Origin of the sequence: Rhodopseudomonas telluris (genome assembly GCF_042432815.1) — a bacterium.
GTDB lineage: Bacteria > Pseudomonadota > Alphaproteobacteria > Rhizobiales > Xanthobacteraceae > Rhodopseudomonas > Rhodopseudomonas telluris.
This window is the reverse complement of record NZ_JBHLWM010000001.1, coordinates 1,288,935-1,305,290: the sequence shown is the minus strand read 5'-3', so window position 1 is coordinate 1,305,290 and position 16,356 is coordinate 1,288,935. Positions and strand designations below refer to the sequence as shown.

The window sequence follows — 16,356 nt, the reverse complement described above, 5'->3', positions numbered from 1 at the left end:
GAGCGGGCTCCTTGCCTGTTACGCTTGGGCTTTGAGGTGGGTTGAGATTTGACTACGTAGTTCGTGGCGCGACAGCTTGCCGACGGGCGTGCGCGGCAACTCGTCGACGAATTCGACGGCGGCGGGCAGCTCGTGCTTGCCGAGCTTGCCGGTGAGGAACGCCCGCAGGTCTTCGATGCTGAACGGCGCCGCGCCGTCGCGCAGCTTGACGAACGCCTTCGCGGCTTCGCCGCGATAATCGTCCGGGATACCGATCACGATCACTTCCTGCACGGCGGGATGCTCATAGATCGCCTGTTCGATCATCTGCGGATAAACGTTGAAGCCGCCGGAGATGATCATGTCCTTCTTGCGGTCGACCAGGAAGAAGTAGCCGTCGGCGTCCATATAGCCGATATCGCCGGTGAGAAAACGATCGCCCACGAAGGATTCCGCGGTTTCCTCGGGCCGGTTCCAGTAGCCCTTGGTGACGTTCGGGCCGCGTACGCGAATCTCGCCGACTTCGCCCGGCGGCAGCACCTTGGTGGGATCCTGCAGCGAGACGACGTCCATCTCGATGCCCGGCAGCATCAGACCGATCGAGCCGGGCTTGTCCGGTCCCACCGGCGGATGGCCGGTGCCGGGCGAGCAGGTCTCGGTCATGCCCCAGCCGCTCTTGAGCTGCAGCCCCGTCTTGCGCTCGAACAACCGCGCCACCTCGACGGGCAGCGGCGCGCCGCCGGAGCCGGCTGTCACCAGCGACGACAGATCGCGGCTCTCCAGCGACGGATCGTTGGCGAGCGCGATCCACATCGTCGGCACGCCGGGGAACGCGGTGGCGCGCTTGACCTCGATGTCGTGGAAGATCGCCGCGACGTCGAAGCGCTGATGCAACGACAGCAGCTCGCCGCGCTTCAGGCCGCGCGTCAGGATCACGGTCAGCGCGTAGATGTGGAACAGCGGCAACACGCAGATCACCCGCGACTGACCGTCCGGCGCGTCGCGCACTACGCGCCACAGATCGAAGATCGACACCGCCGCGGTGAGATTGGCGTGGGTCAGCATCGCGCCCTTTGGCAGGCCGGTGGTGCCACCGGTGTATTGCAGCAGGGCGATGTCGTGCTTGTTGATCACCGGCCAGGCGGCGGGCGCCTTCGCGTCCTTGACGAAGTCGGCGTAGCGGATGACGCGCGGATCGTTCGGCAGCGGTGCCAGCGGCGCGGTCGAGGCGCCCCACGCCGCATCGGCGCAGACGATCAGGCGGTCGAGCAGGCCCTTGGCGAGAAACTTCTCGGCCATCGGCAGCAGCGCGGCGGACTCGGTGGTGATCAGCACCCGCGCGCCGGAGTCGCTGAGCTTGTGTGACAGTGCGCGCTCGCCATCGAGCGGCGACAGATGCACGACGCGAGCGCCCGCCTTCAGCGCGCCGAAGAAGTTGATCGGATGGTCCGGCGTGTTGCCGAGGAACAGCGCAACAGAAGCGCCGGGGCCGTAACCGGCGGCGAGCAGCGCCGCGGCGGCGGTATCGGCGTAGTTTTGTAGCTGCGTGTAGGTGATCTGGCGGTCGCGGAATTCCAGCGCGGGGCGATCGGTGTAGTCCTTCGCGGCCTGCGCCAGCAGATCCGGCAAGGTGCCTGTCGCGATCTCCGCATCCCAGCGAAGGCCGGGCGGGTAGTACTGCTCACCGGGATGGGTCATGCACCAACCATTGCTGAATGAACTAAGGATTGTTCCGAAGCGAGGCGAGCGTATCTCCCCTCCCCCTTGCGGGGAGGGGTCGGGGTTGGGGGTCCCCAGGCACGGTGCCCGCGTCGCCCTCACCCCGGCCCTCTCCCGCAAGCGGGAGAGGGAGAAGAGCAATCACGCCGCCGCCTTGCTCGGCTGCCCGACGGAGGCGAAGGTCTTACCTTCGTCGGCGAGCTTCTTCAGCAGCGGGGCCGGCTCCAGCGACGGGTCGTTGGTGGCCTTGGCGTAGTAGCTGAGCCGCTCGGCGATGTGCTTGAGGCCGACGCTGTCGGCGTAGTGCATCGGGCCGCCGCGATAGATCGGCCAGCCGTAGCCGTACAGCCAGACCACGTCGATGTCGCTCGGCCGCGCCGCGATCTTCTCTTCGAGGATGCGGGCACCTTCGTTGATCATCGGATAGACCATGCGCTCGAGGATCTCCTCGTCGCTGATGTCGCGGCGCTTGAGGCCGAGCTTGGTCAGCGTGTCGTTGATCAGCGTCTCGACATCCGGATCCGGCAGCGGCGAGCGCGAGCCCTGTTCGTACTTGTAGTAGCCCTTGCCGGTCTTCTGGCCGAAGCGGCCGGCTTCGCACAGCGCGTCGGCGATCTCCGACTTGATGCCGCGGTCCTTGCGCGAGCGCCAGCCGATGTCGAGGCCGGCGAGATCGCCCATCGCGAACGGCCCCATCGGCATGCCGAACTTGGTGACGACGGCATCGACCTGCTGCGGCAGCGCGCCTTCGAACAACAGCTTCTCGGACTGCTTGGAGCGGGCCGCGAGCATGCGGTTGCCGACGAAGCCGTCGCAGACGCCGACCACGACCGGCACCTTGGCGATCTTCTTGGCGATCGACACCGCGGTGAGCAGCGCGTCCGGCGCGGTCTTGGCGCCGCGCACGATTTCGCACAGCTTCATCACGTTGGCGGGCGAGAAGAAGTGCATGCCGAGCACGTCCTGCGGCCGCTTGGTGGTGGCGGCGATGTCGTCGACGTTGAGATAGGACGTGTTCGAGGCCAGCACCGCGCCGGGCTTGGCGTAGGCGTCGAGCGCGGTGAACACTTCCTTCTTCACCGCCATGGTTTCGAACACCGCCTCGATGATCAGGTCGGCATCCTTGACGTTCTCGAGGCCGACCACGCCGGTGATCAGGCCCATGCGCTTGGCGGGCGCGTCCGCCGGGATGCCGCCGCGCGCCGCGGTGGCTTCGTAGTTCTTCTGCATGATGCCCATGCCGCGCTTCAGCTGTTCCTCGCCGGTCTCGATCAGAGTCACAGGGATGCCCGCATTGGCGAACGACATCGCGATGCCGCCGCCCATCGTGCCGGCGCCGATGATCGCGACGCGCGACACCGGGCGCGGCTTGGTGCCGTCCGGCACGCCGTCGACCTTGGCGGCTTCACGCTCGGCGAAGAACGCATAGCGCTGCGCCTTGGACTGATCGGACACGAGCAGCTTCAGGAAGCCCTCGCGCTCCTTCTTCATGCCCTCGTCGAACGGCAGATCGATTGCAGCCCCCACCGCATCGGCGCAGGCGAACGGCGCTTCGAGACCGCGCGCCTTCTTGGTCATCGCCGCGACCGCGTTGGTGAAGATCGAACGATCGGCCTTCGCAGCTGCGAGCTTGCTGTCGTCGTCGCGCAGCCGGCGCGTCGGACGCTTCTCGGCCACCACCTTCTTGGCGAACGCAACCGCACCCGCGGTCGGGCCTTCGACGATCTCCTGGATCAGGCCATGCTTGAGCGCCTCGGCCGCGCCGATCGGGCTGCCGCCGACGATCATCTGCACCGCGAGTTCCGGGCCGACCGCGCGCGGCAGGCGCTGCGTGCCGCCGGCACCCGGCAACAGACCGAGCTTGACCTCGGGCAGACCGAGCTTAGCCTCCTTCACCGCAACGCGGAAATGGCAGCCGAGCGCGACTTCGAGACCGCCGCCGAGCGCGGTGCCGTGGATCGCGGCGATCGTCGGCTTCGGCGAGTCTTCCAGCGCGGCGATGACGTCGGTGAGCGCCGGCGGCTGCGGCGGCTTGCCGAATTCGGTGATGTCGGCGCCGGCGATGAAGGTGCGCCCCGCGCACACCAGCACGATCGCCTGCACCTCGGGGTCCGCGACCGCCGCGTTGACGTTTTCCAGAATGCCGCGGCGAACAGCCGCACTGAGCGCATTGACGGGCGGACTGTCGACGGTGACAACCGCGATCGCATCATGGCGTTCGCGCGTTACGACTTCGCTCATTGCATTCTCCTTGGGTTCACGTTTCTTGATTGATCTCGACCGAGTTCGAGAGGTTTCGCAGTGCGAAATTTAATTCCACATCTTGACAGCGAGGGTTATTTTGAAGAGCGTCGCTTGTCAACGACCAGCATAATCAACAAACGCGTCGGGAATGAAACGTCCTCCGAAAAAAGCCGCGACAGATCGCAGTTTCGTCGTCGCGCTGTCGCGAGGGCTGGAGGTGCTCCGCGCGTTCGGTCCCAATGACGGACTGCTCGGCAATCAGGAAATCGCTGCGCGAACCAAACTGCCGAAGCCGACGATCTCGCGACTGACCTACACGCTGACCAAGCTCGGCTACCTCACGCCGGTGCCGCGATTTGAGAAGTATCAGCTCGCGCCAGCCGCGATGTCGCTGGGCTATGCGGCACTCGCCAATCTCGGCGTGCGTCATCTGTCGCAATCCTTCCGCGACGAATTGATGCAGGAAACCGGCGGCGCAGTCGCGGTCGGCGCGCGCGACCGGCTCAGCATGATCTATGTCGGACAGGCGCGATCGAGCCTCACTGTCGGCGTCCAGCTCGACGTCGGCTCGCGTATTCCGATCGCGACGACCGCGATGGGCCGCGCTTACTTGTCCGCGCTGCAAGGCGAGGAACGCGCGGCTTTGCTGCGCGACATGCGTGAATACTACGGCAGCCGCTGGCCGCGCATCAAAGACGGCATCGAGCGTTCGGACGAGATGGTCGCCAGATACGGATTCACCATTTCGGCCGGTGAGTGGCAGGACGACGTCCACGCCGCCGGCGTCGCGCTGACGATGAACGACGGCACCGGGCCTTACGCTTTCAACTGCGGCGCGCCTGCATTCCGCTTCACGGAAGAACGACTGATCAACGACATTGGACCTCGTCTGTTGGCGATGGTAAGGAAAATTGAAGCGGCGCTCGGCGGGACAGCGGCGCCGCTATCAAGACGAACCGACAAATCTGAAAACAAGAAAACTAAGTCAGGAGGGAAAGTTGCGCGTGTCGTCGAGGGGATCAGGTAGCATCCGTCGTCGCGAAGCGACGCCGATGATCATGCTCCGCCGCCCGGTTCAGGGCCGCAGCAAATGATGCAGGCACATTCGGGACAAACCGCGTCACCGCTACTCGCGGTGCGCGACGTCAGCGTCGTGTTCGGCGGCATCGTGGCGTTGAACGGCATTTCGTTCGACATGAAGAAGGGCCAGATTCTCGGACTGATCGGCCCCAACGGCGCCGGCAAGACCACGCTGTTCAACTGCCTGTCGCGGCTGTATCAGCCGAGCAAGGGCGACATCCTGCTCGAAGGCGACAGCATCCTCACCCGGCCGCCGCATCGCATCTCGGAGATGGGCATCGGCCGCACGTTCCAGAACGTCGCGCTGTTCCCGAATCTTTCGGTGCTCGACAACGTGCGCGTCGGCACGCATGCGCGCACCAACAGCGACATCGTTTCGGATTCCCTCCGGCTGCCGTGGATTCGTCGCGGCGAGAAGGAGATGAACAAGCGCGTCGACGATATCCTCGGCTATCTCGAACTGCGCAACGTCGCTCACACCCCGGTGTCGGGCCTGCCGTTCGGCACGCAGAAGCGCGTCGAGCTGGCGCGCGCGCTGGCGACCGAGCCGAAGATCCTGCTGCTCGACGAGCCGGCCGGCGGCCTCAATCACGAGGAAGTCTACATCCTCGGCGACCTAGTCAGGAAGATCCGCGACGACCGCGGCGTCACCGTGCTCCTGGTCGAACACCACATGGGTCTGGTGATGTCGATCGCCGACCACGTCGTCGCGCTGAATTTCGGCCGCAAGCTCGCAGAGGGAACGCCCACGCAGGTGCAGAACGACCCGGATGTGATCAAGGCCTATCTGGGGAGCAAGGACCAATGACAGCGCTGCTCAACGTTCGCGACCTGCGCGCCTATTACGGCCAGGTCCAGGCGCTGCACGGGCTCGCCTTCGAGCTGCAAGAAGGCAGCCTGACCACCCTGCTCGGCGCCAACGGCGCCGGCAAGACCACGACGCTGCGCGCGATCTGCAACATGGTCCGCTCCACCGGTTCGATCGAGTTCGAAGGCAAGTCGCTGACGAAGAGCTCGACCGAGTCGATCGTGAAGCTCGGGATCGCCCACGTTCCCCAAGGCCGCGGCACCTTCACGACGCTCACCGTGCACGAGAATCTCGAACTCGGTGCGATCAGCCGCAAGGACCGCAAGGCGATCGAATCCGATATCGAGCGGATGTACGCGCACTTCCCGGTGCTGAAGCAGCGCCATACCCAGCAGGCCGGTACGCTGTCCGGCGGTGAACAGCAGATGCTCGCGGTCGCCCGCGCGCTGATGCTGCGTCCGCGGCTGATGCTGCTCGACGAACCGTCGTTCGGTCTCGCTCCGCTGGTGGTGCGCGACCTGTTCAAGATCCTCGGCAAGATCAATCGCGAAGACAAGGTCAGCATCCTCGTCGTCGAACAGAACGCGCAGCTCGCGCTCGAACTGGCCGACCAGGCCTACGTCATCGAGACCGGCCGCATCGTGATGTCCGGCAAAGCGGACGACATCGCCAATAACGAAGACGTCCGTAAATCCTATCTCGGATACTGAGGAGACCTGCCATGGAACTTCTGCTGAATCAGGTCCTGGCAGGTATCGCCACGGGCGCCATCTACGCATGTATGGCGCTGGCCGTGGTGATGATCTATCAGGCGATCGACCACCTCAACTTCGCCCAGGGCGAAATGGCGATGTTCTCGACCTTCATCGCCTGGCAGCTGATGCAATGGGGCGTCCCCTATTGGAGCGCATTCGTGCTGACGCTGGCGCTGTCCTTCGCGGGCGGAATCGTCATCGAGCGCGCTCTGTTCAAGCCGCTCGGCAACGCGCCGGTGCTGACCCACGTCGCGGGCTTCATCGCGCTGTTCGCGATCATCAACTCGGTCGCGGGCCTGACCTGGGACTTCACCATCAAGCAGTTTCCGTCGCCGTTCGGCTCCTCGCCGTTCCTCGGAAGCCAGCTGATCTCGACCCACCAGGCCGGCATGATCGGCGTCACCTTGGTGCTGCTACTCCTGCTGTACTTCTTCTTCCAGTTCACCCGGATCGGTCTGGCGATGCGGGCGGCGGCGGCGCAGCCTGAATCGGCTCGTCTGGTCGGCGTCAACACCTCCTGGATGATTGCGCTGGGCTGGGGCATGGCGGCCGCGATCGGCTCGATCGCCGGCATGCTGATCGCTCCGGTGGTGTTCCTCGAGCCCAACATGATGGGCGGCGTGCTGATCTACGGCTTCGCCGCGGCGGTGCTCGGCGGTCTGTCCAGCCCGCTCGGCGCGGTGATCGGCGGCTTCCTCGTCGGCGTCTTCGAGAACCTCGCCGGCACCTACATCCCCGGTGTGGGCAACGAACTGAAACTGCCGATCGCGCTGGCGCTGATCGTCACCGTTCTGGTCGTCAAACCCACGGGCCTGTTCGGCCGCAACATCGTCAAGCGAGTCTGATCATGAGCGCGTTGCAGGAAATCGTAAACGACACCCAGCCGATCGAGGCCACGCCGAAGAAGTACTTGGCGCTGGGCACCTACGCCTCGGTCGTGGTGGTGCTGCTGCTGTGCATCGCACCACTGTTCATGAAGAACTTCGTCATCTTCCAGATGACGATGGTCCTGATCTACGCGATCGCAGTGCTGGCCCTGAACATCCTGACCGGCGGCTCGGGCCAGTTCTCGCTCGGCCAGAGCGCATTCTACGCGCTCGGCGCCTACACCTCGGCGATCCTGATGGATACGTTCGGCGTCAATTACGCGCTGACGCTGCCGATCTCGGGCGCGATCTGCTTCATCGCCGGCTATCTGTTCGGCCTGCCGGCGCTGCGGCTCAGCGGCATCTATCTGGCGCTCGCGACCTTCGCGCTCGCCACCGCGATGCCGCAGCTCCTCAAGCTGCACTACTTCGAAGCGTGGACCGGCGGCGTCCAGGGTCTGGTCATCACCAAGCCCGACGCGCCGTTCGGCCTGCCGCTGTCGCAGGACATGTGGCTGTACTACTTCGTGCTGGTGATCTCGATGGTGATCTACGTCGCCTCGGTGAACCTGCTGAAGTCGCGCTCCGGCCGCGCCATGATGGCGATCCGCGACAACGAAATCGCGGCCTCCGCGATGGGCGTGGACGTGGCGCTGTACAAGACGCTGGCGTTCGGCGTCTCGGCCGGCATCACCGGCGTCGCCGGCGGCCTCGGCGCCATCGCGGTGCAGTTCGTGGCTCCCGACAGCTACACCATCCAGCTCGCGATCGCGCTGTTCCTCGGCATGGTGGTGGGCGGCGTCGGCTGGCTGCCGGGCTCGATCGTCGGCGCGGCGTTCATCGTGTTCGTGCCGAACATCGCCGAGCACTTCTCCAAGGGTCTGTCGGGCGCGGTGTTCGGCCTGATCCTGATCCTGATCATCTTCGTCCTGCCGCACGGCGCGCGGCAGGTCGCCTACACGGTGCAGAACTGGGTCCACAAGGTACGCAAATAACGGACCCGGTCTGACGATGCCTGGCCCCCGGCGACACTCTCGCCGGGGGCTTTTTCTTTGGGCGACGCAGCTGTTCGCGCCATGGCAGGCACACCCTCTCCATGCGTCATGCGCGGCCATGACAGAATTGAACTCTCCACGACAGCCGCTGACGCACCCGACTGCGCATCTGCAGGGCTGCCCCACGATCGGATGATGCAACGTGGCGGCGATCGGGCGTATGGATGCCTCGTTCGCGCCGTGTGCGCCCTGCCAGAGATCGTCGATGCTGTCCTTCTGCCTTCGCCCCACGCGCCGTGGCGCACTTTTCGCGCTGCTTGCCCTCGTCTTTGCGACAGAAGCTTTCGCACAGAAAGCCTACGATCCGGGCGCCAGCGACAGCGCGATCCGGATCGGCAATCTGATGCCTTATTCGGGGCCTGCCTCAGCCTACGCGATCGTCGGCCGCATCGAGCAGGCCTATTTCCGGATGATCAACGACCAGGGCGGCATCAACGGCCGCAGGATCGAGTTCGTCTCCTATGACGACGCCTACAGCCCGGCCAAGGCGGTGGAACAGACCCGCAAGCTCGTCGAGAGCGATGAGGTGCTGCTGATGTTCAGCCCGATGGGCACGCCGTCCAACGCCGCGATCCAGAAATATCTCAACGCCAAGGGCGTCCCGCAACTGTTCGCGGCCAGCGGCGCGACGCGGTTCGGCGCCCCCCAGGCGTTCCCGTGGACGATGGGCTGGCAGCCGCCGTACCAGGTCGAGGGTCGGGTCTATGCCAAGTACATCATGGCGACGAAGCCGAACGGCCGGATCGCGGTGCTGTATCAGAACGACGACCTTGGCCGCGACCTCCTGAAGGGGCTGAAGGACCGCCTCGGCGACAACACCACGATGATCGTCGCCGAAGAGAGCTACGAGGTGACCGAACCCAGCGCCGACAACCATATCGCGCGACTGAAAGCATCCGGCGCTGACGTGTTCGTCTCGATCACCACCCCGAAATTCGCCGCGCAGAGCATCCGCCGCGCAGCCGAGATGGCCTGGCGGCCGCTCTACATCCAGGCGCTGGTGTCGGCCTCGATCGGCGCCGTGATCCGGCCGGCGGGCCTCGAGAACGCCCAAGGGCTGGTCTCTGCCGCTTACAACAAGGATGCAGCCGACCCGCAATGGACGGACGATCCGGGCATGAAGCGCTTCCATGCCTTCCTCGACGCCTATGCGCCGGACGTGAACCGCGGCGACAATTCCGTGGTTTACGGCTACGGCGCCGCGCAGTGCCTCGTCGAAGTGCTGCGCCGCGCCGGCGACACGCTGACCCGCGCCAATGTGATGCGCCAGGCCGCGAGTCTCAAAGGATATGCTCCCGATACGCTGCTGCCCGGGATCACGATCACCACCGCGCCGGACGACTTCCATCCGATCGAACAGCTCAGGATGATGCGCTTTTCAGGCGATCATTGGGAACTATTCGGGCCGGTGATCGAGGGCGAGCTGCGGAACTAACCGGCTCTGCCGTTCCACGTCCAGTTCTCGGCTGCCGGCGGCTTGGTCGCCGGTCCACACTCTTGCTGCAACAGCGAGAAATGTGTTCAATCCTGCTCGAACTCAACGATGTTCGAACAACAATAACAACCCGCGACCAAGGAGCCCTTCGTAATGCAAACTTTACGTACGCGCGCGCTCGTCTTTTCAGCAGCCGCCGCATTCAGCCTCGCCGCCTTCAGCGGCACGGCGTTCGCCCAGAAGAAATACGACACCGGGGCGTCCGACACCGAGATCAAGATCGGCAACATCATCCCCTATTCGGGCCCCGCGTCGGCCTACGGCACCATCGGCAAGACCGAGGAAGCGTATTTCCGGATGGTCAACGACAACGGCGGCATCAACGGCCGCAAGGTGACCTTCATCAGCTACGACGACGCCTATTCGCCGCCTAAGGCCGTCGAGCAGGTCCGCAAGCTGGTCGAGAGCGACGAGGTGCTCGCGGTGTTCAATCCGCTCGGCACGCCGTCCAACACGGCGATCCAGAAGTATCTCAACGCCAAGAAGGTGCCGCAGCTGTTCGTCGCCACCGGCGCCACCAAGTGGAACGACCCGAAGAACTTCCCCTGGACGATCGGCTGGCAGCCCTCCTACCAGAGCGAAGCGCAGATCTACGTCAAGTATCTGCTGAAGGAGAAGCCGAACGCCAAGATCGGTATCCTCTACCAGAACGACGACTTCGGCAAAGACTACCTGAAAGGCACCAAGGACGCGCTCGGCGCCAAGGGCGCCTCGATGATCGTCGCCGAGGAGACTTACGAAATTTCGTCGCCGACGATCGACAGCAACATCGTCAAGCTCAAGTCCGCCAACCCCGACGTCGTGCTGCTCTACGTCACGCCGAAGTTCGGCGCGCAGTCGGTCAAGCGGATCGCCGAACTCGGATGGAAGCCGCTGGTGATCCTGACCAACGTTTCCGCCTCGGTCGGCAGCGTGATGCAGCCCGCCGGCTTCGAAAACGCCCAGGGCGTGCTCTCGGCCAGCTACGCCAAGGACGCGACCGACCCGCAATGGGCCAACGATCCGAAGTTCAAGAATTGGTATGCCTTCGTCGACAAGTACATGCCCGGCTCGAACAAGTCGGACAGTAATATGGTGTACGGCTACGGCGCCGCCCAGACGCTGCACAAGGTGCTCGAAATGTGCGGCGACGACCTGACCCGCGCCAACGTCATGAAGCAGGCCGCCAGCCTGAAGGACTTCGAGCCCGACACCCTGCTGCCCGGCATCAAGATCAACACCTCGGCGACCGACTTCGCGCCGATCAGCCAGTTGCAGATGATGCGCTTCAAGGGCGACAAGTGGGAGCTGTTCGGCGACATCATCTCGGGCGACGTCAAGACCGAGTAACCGCGAGCACCGCGCCGGGCGCATAGCGCCTCGACGCAACTGGTGCTAACTGAACAAAATGTAACCCCCGGCGAGCCGCATCGCCGGGGGTTATTTGTTGCCGGTTCCGGACAAACAGGTTTCAATCCGAGCGACGCCGCCCGATCAACGAGGCGGCGACACCTGGTTCAGGAGACGACCCACGATGTCCATTTCGCGTTCTGCTCTCGCGACGCTTTCGGCCGCGGCACTGCTTGTTGCGGCTACCAGCCACGGCGCCTTCGCTCAGAAGAAATACGATCCGGGCGTGACCGACACCGAGATCAAGATCGGCAATGTCGAGGCGTATAGCGGCCCGGCTTCGGCTTATGGCGTCATCGGCAAGACCGAAGAAGCCTACTTCCGGATGATCAACGATCAGGGCGGCATCAATGGCCGCAAGATCAACTTCATCAGCTACGATGACGCCTATTCGCCGCCGAAGACCGTGGAGCAGGTGCGCAAGCTGATCGAGAGCGACGAGGTCTTCCTGGTGTTCAACGCGCTGGGCACGCCGACCCAGACAGCCGTGCAAAAATATCATAACGCCAAGAAGATCCCGCAGCTGTTCGTCGCAACCGGCGCGAGCAAATGGAACGACCCGAAGGACTTCCCCTGGACCATGGGCTTCCAGCCGAGCTACCGGGTGGAAGCGCGGATCTTCGCCAAGTACATCCTGAAGGAGAAGCCGAACGCCAAGATCGCGGTCTTCTATGCCAATGACGATTTCGGCAAGGATTACGTCGCCGGGCTGAAGGACATCCTCGGCGCCAACTCCAAGCTGATCGTCGCCGAAGAGAGCTACGAGACCTCCGAGCCGTCGATCGACGCGCACATCGTCAAGCTCAAGGACACCGGCGCCGACGTGTTCGTCAACATCTCGACGCCGAAATTCGCCGCCCAGGCGATCAAGAAGATGGCCGAACTCAACTGGAAGCCGATGCACCTCATGACCGACGTGTCGATCTCGATCGGCGCGGTGATGAAGCCGGCCGGCCTCGATGCCTCGGAAGGGGTGCTGTCCGCCGGCTATCTCAAGGACGCATCGGACGCGCAGTGGAACAACGACGAGGGAATGAAGAAATTCAAGGCCTTTCTCGACAAGTACATGCCGGGCGCGAACATCGCCGACACCAATCTGGTGTACGGCTATACTGCGGCGCAAACCATGGTGCAGGTGCTCAAGCAGTCCGGCGATAACCTGACCCGCGCCAACGTCATGAAGCAGGCCGCCAGTCTCAAGGATTTTGCCGCCGACACGCTGCTGCCCGGCATCACGATCAACACCTCGGCAACCGACTTCGCCCCCATCGAGCAGTTGCAGATGATGCGATTTACCAAGGGCAAATGGGAAATGTTCGGCGACATCATCAGCGCCGAGACCGGCGGCTGACCGACGCCACTCCGAGGTGAACCAACCGGTACGAGCCATGCGTAAATACGCCTCGGACTTTTACTAACAGCCCCCCCCTGTTAGCACCGCACTGCAACAAGCCCCTGCCACGTTGTCGCAGGGGCTTTTTGTTGCTGGCAGTTGGCGAAAGGTGTTGAATGTCCCGGCAGGGCCGCCAAGAGCCCGAACAACAACACACAATCAACAGACCAAGAAAAGGGAGTCAGAAATGCCTTCACTCCGTACTCGCGCGGCTGCCCTCTCGGCCGTCCTCGCCCTGACGCTGGCGGCGTCGAGCAGCGCCCTGGCGCAAAAGAAGTACGATCCGGGCGTCAGCGATACCGAGATCAGGATCGGCAACATCATGCCCTATAGCGGCCCCGCCTCCGCCTACGGCGTGATCGGCCGCACCGAGGCTGCGTATTTCAAGAAGATCAACGATGCCGGCGGCATCAACGGCCGCAAGATCAACTTCATCAGCTACGACGATGCCTACTCGCCACCGAAGACGGTCGAGCAGGCCCGAAAGCTGGTCGAGAGCGACGAAGTGCTGCTGGTGTTCAACTCACTGGGCACGCCCTCGAATTCGGCGATCCACAAATACATGAACAGCAAGAAGGTGCCGCAGCTGTTCGTCGCCACCGGCGCGACCAAGTGGAACGATCCGAAGGACTTTCCGTGGACGATGGGCTGGCAGCCCAGCTACCAGAGCGAGACCCAGATCTACGCCAAGTACATCCTGAAGGAGATGCCGAACGCCAAGATCGCCGTGCTCTATCAGAACGACGATTACGGCAAGGACTATCTCAAGGGGCTCGAGGACGGGCTCGGCGAGAAGGGCAAATCGATGATCGTCATGAAGGAGAGCTATGAAGTCTCCTCGCCGACGATCGACAACCACCTCGTCAAGTTGAAGGCGAGCGGCGCCGACGTCTTCATCAACATCACCACCCCGAAATTCGCCGCTCAGGCGATCAAGAAGAACGCGGAAATCGGCTGGAAGCCGGTTCACTTCCTCAACAACGTCTCGGCTTCGGTCGGCAGCGTGATCAAGCCCGCCGGGTACGAGGCCGCGCAGGGGGTGATCTCGGCCGCCTATCTCAAGGACGTCAGCGACGATCAGTGGAAGGACGACGCCGGCATGAAGGAATTCCTCGCCTTCATGGACAAGGACTTCCCGGACGGCAACAAGCTCGATGGCGGCACGATCGTCGGTTACGGCGTGGCGCAGACCCTGGTCGAGGTGCTGAAGAAGTGCGGCGACAATCTCACGCGCGAGAACGTCATGAAGCAGGCCGCCAGCCTGAAGAATTTCCGCACCGAAGTTCTGCTGCCCGGCATCGCCATCAACACCTCCGCGACCGATTTCGCGCCCATCAGCCAATTGCAGCTGATGCGGTTCAAGGGCGAGAAATGGGAGCTGTTCGGCGACGTGATCAGCGGCGACGTTGGAGGCTGAGCCTGCCGGGTCGAAAAGCAGCGTTTGTGTCGTGCAAAGCCCCGGACGCGCGAAGCGCCCGGGGCTTTTTACAATCCGCGACATTCTCGACGTCGTGGCCGGCTTGTCCCGGCCATCCGCGCCTTTCCTCGACTCCAGTGCGAAAGGACGTGGATGTCCGGCACGAGGCCGGGCATGACGAGTGATCATTCGACACCGAACGCGATGCTCGACGATCGGTGACGAAACGATCAGGCCGCGGCAGCGAGGTTGACCGCGGTCTCGGCGAGCTTGGTCAGGTTGACGTCGGTGGTCTTTTCCTGCTGCAGCGTCTGGTCGAGCAGCTTGGCGGCGTCCTTCATGCCGAGCTGGGTCGCCCACTGCTTCAACGTGCCGTAGCGCGAGATCTCATAGTGCTCCACGGCCTGCGCAGCGGCAAGCAGCCCGGCGTCGAGCGCCTCGGTGCCCTTGTACTCGCTCATGATCTCCTTGCCCTCTTCGAGGATGCCCATGATCGCGTCGCAAGTCTTGCCGCGCGCCGGCTTGTCCAGCAGCTCGAAGATCTGCTCCAACCGATCGATCTGGCCTTCGGTCTCGCCTTCGTGCTTCTCGAACGCGGCGCGCAGCTTGTCCGAGGTGGCCGCCTTCGCCATCTTCGGCAGCGCCTTCAGAATCTGCTTCTCGGCGTAGTAGATGTCCTTGAGGGTGTCGAGGAAGAGATCGTTGAGAGTCTTGTCTTTGGCAGCAGCCATTGTCGCCTCCGGTTGGTGTGCAGGTCGTCTCAGACCTGCGCCCAACGCAACTTGGAGGTGATTGTTCCTGTAACTACGCGCGCCCGCGCCAGATGCGCGAGCGTCGATCAATTGAGGCGACGCGCGAGGTGCGCGGTCAGGCAGCGAGCTGGGTCTCGACCAGCTTGATCCAGTACGACGTGCCATAGACGATGGCGTCGTCGTTGAAATTATAGGCCGGATGATGCAGCCCGGCGCTGTCGCCATTGCCGAGGAAGATGAAGGCGCCCGGTCGCGCTTCCAGCATGTAGGCGAAATCCTCGGCCCCCATCAGCGGCGGCATCGACATCACGTTGGCGTCGCCGGCGATGTCGCGGGCGATGCGCTGCGCCACCTGGGTCTGGTCGGCGTGATTGACCACCACCGGATAGCCGCGCTCGTACTCGACGGTGATCTTCGCACCGGTCAACTGCGCCACGCCGGCCGCGACCTCGTGGATGCGCTTCTCGACCAGGTCGCGAACTTCGGCCTTCAGGGTGCGGACCGTCCCCTTCAGCTCGGCGATCTGCGGAATCACGTTGCGGGCATTGCCGGCATGGAATTCGCAGATCGACACCACCGCCGCTTCGAGCGGATCGACGGTGCGCGACACGATCGACTGCAGCGCGGTGATGAGCTGCGCGCCGACCAGCACCGAGTCGATGCACATATGCGGCCGGGCGGCGTGGCCGCCCACCCCCTCGATCCGGATGTCGACCGAGTCGGTCGAGGCCATGATCGGCCCCGGGCTGATCGCGAAGGCGCCGACCGGAATGCCGGGGCCGTTGTGCATGCCATAGACCTGCTCGATGCCGAACCGGTCGATCAGGCCGTCCTTGATCATCGCGGCGGCGCCGGCGCCGCCTTCCTCGGCCGGCTGGAAGATCACCACCACGTCGCCGGCGAAGTTGCGGGTTTCGGCGAGATAGCGCGCCGCGCCGAGCAGCATGGCCGTGTGGCCGTCGTGGCCGCAGGCGTGCATCTTGCCGGGCACCTTGGAGGCGTAGGGCAGATCGGTCGCCTCCTCGATCGGCAGCGCGTCCATATCGGCGCGCAGCCCGATCACCTTGAGCTCGCCGCTGACCGGCTTGCGGCCCCGGATCACCCCGACCACGCCTGTCCGGCCGAGGCCGGTGACGACCTCGTCGCAGCCGAATTCCCGCAGCCGGTCGGCGACGAAGGCTGCCGTCCGGTCGACGTCGTACATCAGCTCGGGATGCTGATGGATGTCGTGGCGCCAGGCCATGATCTCGGGTTGCAGATCGGCGACGCGGTTGATCACGGGCATGAGGCTGACAGGCTCCAAATTTCACGATCCGAAATGGCAGGCTAACCGCCCTGCCGCTCCGCAGCAACTGTACAGCGTCGCCGCAGGGGGCTAAGCGTCTGCAAAATCACGAAGGCACA

The 16,356-nt window shown here is 64.0% G+C and carries 13 protein-coding genes; 9 read left to right on the top strand and 4 right to left on the bottom strand.

Going from position 1 to position 16,356, the window contains the following annotated elements:
- Positions 1–18 precede the first annotated feature (18 nt).
- Together pimA and ACFFJ6_RS05905 are read right to left on the bottom strand one after the other, a co-directional pair.
- On the bottom strand, positions 19–1,677 hold the full coding sequence (pimA, locus tag ACFFJ6_RS05910; RefSeq protein WP_378385319.1) for a dicarboxylate--CoA ligase PimA: 1,659 nt from the start codon (positions 1,675–1,677) through the stop codon (positions 19–21).
- 162 nt (positions 1,678–1,839) lie between these two features.
- A complete protein-coding gene (locus tag ACFFJ6_RS05905; protein WP_378385317.1) occupies positions 1,840–3,939 on the bottom strand; it encodes a 3-hydroxyacyl-CoA dehydrogenase NAD-binding domain-containing protein in 2,100 nt (699 codons plus the stop codon).
- Between the two features lie 151 nt (positions 3,940–4,090).
- Here ACFFJ6_RS05905 and ACFFJ6_RS05900 point away from each other — a divergent pair, with 151 nt between their 5' ends.
- The 9 genes from ACFFJ6_RS05900 (at position 4,091) to ACFFJ6_RS05860 (ending at position 14,200) form a co-directional block, all read left to right on the top strand.
- The gene (locus ACFFJ6_RS05900) at positions 4,091–4,969 is read left to right on the top strand and encodes an IclR family transcriptional regulator (RefSeq protein ID WP_378385315.1); all 879 of its coding nucleotides are present in this window, start codon (positions 4,091–4,093) and stop codon (positions 4,967–4,969) included.
- A gap of 63 nt (positions 4,970–5,032) precedes the next feature.
- The gene (locus tag ACFFJ6_RS05895; protein WP_054164293.1) at positions 5,033–5,830 is read left to right on the top strand and encodes an ABC transporter ATP-binding protein; all 798 of its coding nucleotides are present in this window, start codon (positions 5,033–5,035) and stop codon (positions 5,828–5,830) included.
- Entirely contained in the window at positions 5,827–6,540 is a 714-nt protein-coding gene (locus tag ACFFJ6_RS05890) for an ABC transporter ATP-binding protein (RefSeq protein ID WP_378385312.1), read from the top strand. Before ACFFJ6_RS05895 ends, ACFFJ6_RS05890 begins: the two co-directional genes overlap by 4 nt.
- Positions 6,541–6,551: 11 nt before the next feature.
- Positions 6,552–7,430 carry a branched-chain amino acid ABC transporter permease gene (locus ACFFJ6_RS05885; protein ID WP_378385310.1) on the top strand — a complete coding sequence of 293 codons (879 nt, stop codon included), beginning with the start codon at positions 6,552–6,554 and terminating at the stop codon, positions 7,428–7,430.
- 2 nt (positions 7,431–7,432) lie between these two features.
- Entirely contained in the window at positions 7,433–8,446 is a 1,014-nt protein-coding gene (locus ACFFJ6_RS05880) for a branched-chain amino acid ABC transporter permease (RefSeq protein WP_378385308.1), read from the top strand.
- A 265-nt stretch (positions 8,447–8,711) separates the two neighbouring features.
- Positions 8,712–9,941 carry an ABC transporter substrate-binding protein gene (locus tag ACFFJ6_RS05875; RefSeq protein WP_378385306.1) on the top strand — a complete coding sequence of 410 codons (1,230 nt, stop codon included), beginning with the start codon at positions 8,712–8,714 and terminating at the stop codon, positions 9,939–9,941.
- A 153-nt stretch (positions 9,942–10,094) separates the two neighbouring features.
- Positions 10,095–11,330, top strand: a complete 1,236-nt coding sequence (locus ACFFJ6_RS05870) for an ABC transporter substrate-binding protein (protein ID WP_378385304.1) — start codon at positions 10,095–10,097, stop codon at positions 11,328–11,330.
- A 184-nt stretch (positions 11,331–11,514) separates the two neighbouring features.
- The gene (locus ACFFJ6_RS05865; RefSeq protein ID WP_378385302.1) at positions 11,515–12,741 is read left to right on the top strand and encodes an ABC transporter substrate-binding protein; all 1,227 of its coding nucleotides are present in this window, start codon (positions 11,515–11,517) and stop codon (positions 12,739–12,741) included.
- A gap of 229 nt (positions 12,742–12,970) precedes the next feature.
- On the top strand, positions 12,971–14,200 hold the full coding sequence (locus ACFFJ6_RS05860) for an ABC transporter substrate-binding protein (protein WP_378385300.1): 1,230 nt from the start codon (positions 12,971–12,973) through the stop codon (positions 14,198–14,200).
- Between the two features lie 230 nt (positions 14,201–14,430).
- On the opposite strand, the gene ACFFJ6_RS05855 is transcribed toward ACFFJ6_RS05860, so the two are convergent.
- Positions 14,431–14,931, bottom strand: coding sequence for a YciE/YciF ferroxidase family protein (locus ACFFJ6_RS05855; protein WP_378385298.1), 501 nt, complete (start codon positions 14,929–14,931; stop codon positions 14,431–14,433).
- 136 nt (positions 14,932–15,067) lie between these two features.
- Positions 15,068–16,237: a M20 aminoacylase family protein gene (locus ACFFJ6_RS05850; RefSeq protein ID WP_378385296.1), complete on the bottom strand. Its 1,170-nt coding sequence runs from the start codon at positions 16,235–16,237 to the stop codon at positions 15,068–15,070.
- Positions 16,238–16,356: the final 119 nt, after the last annotated feature.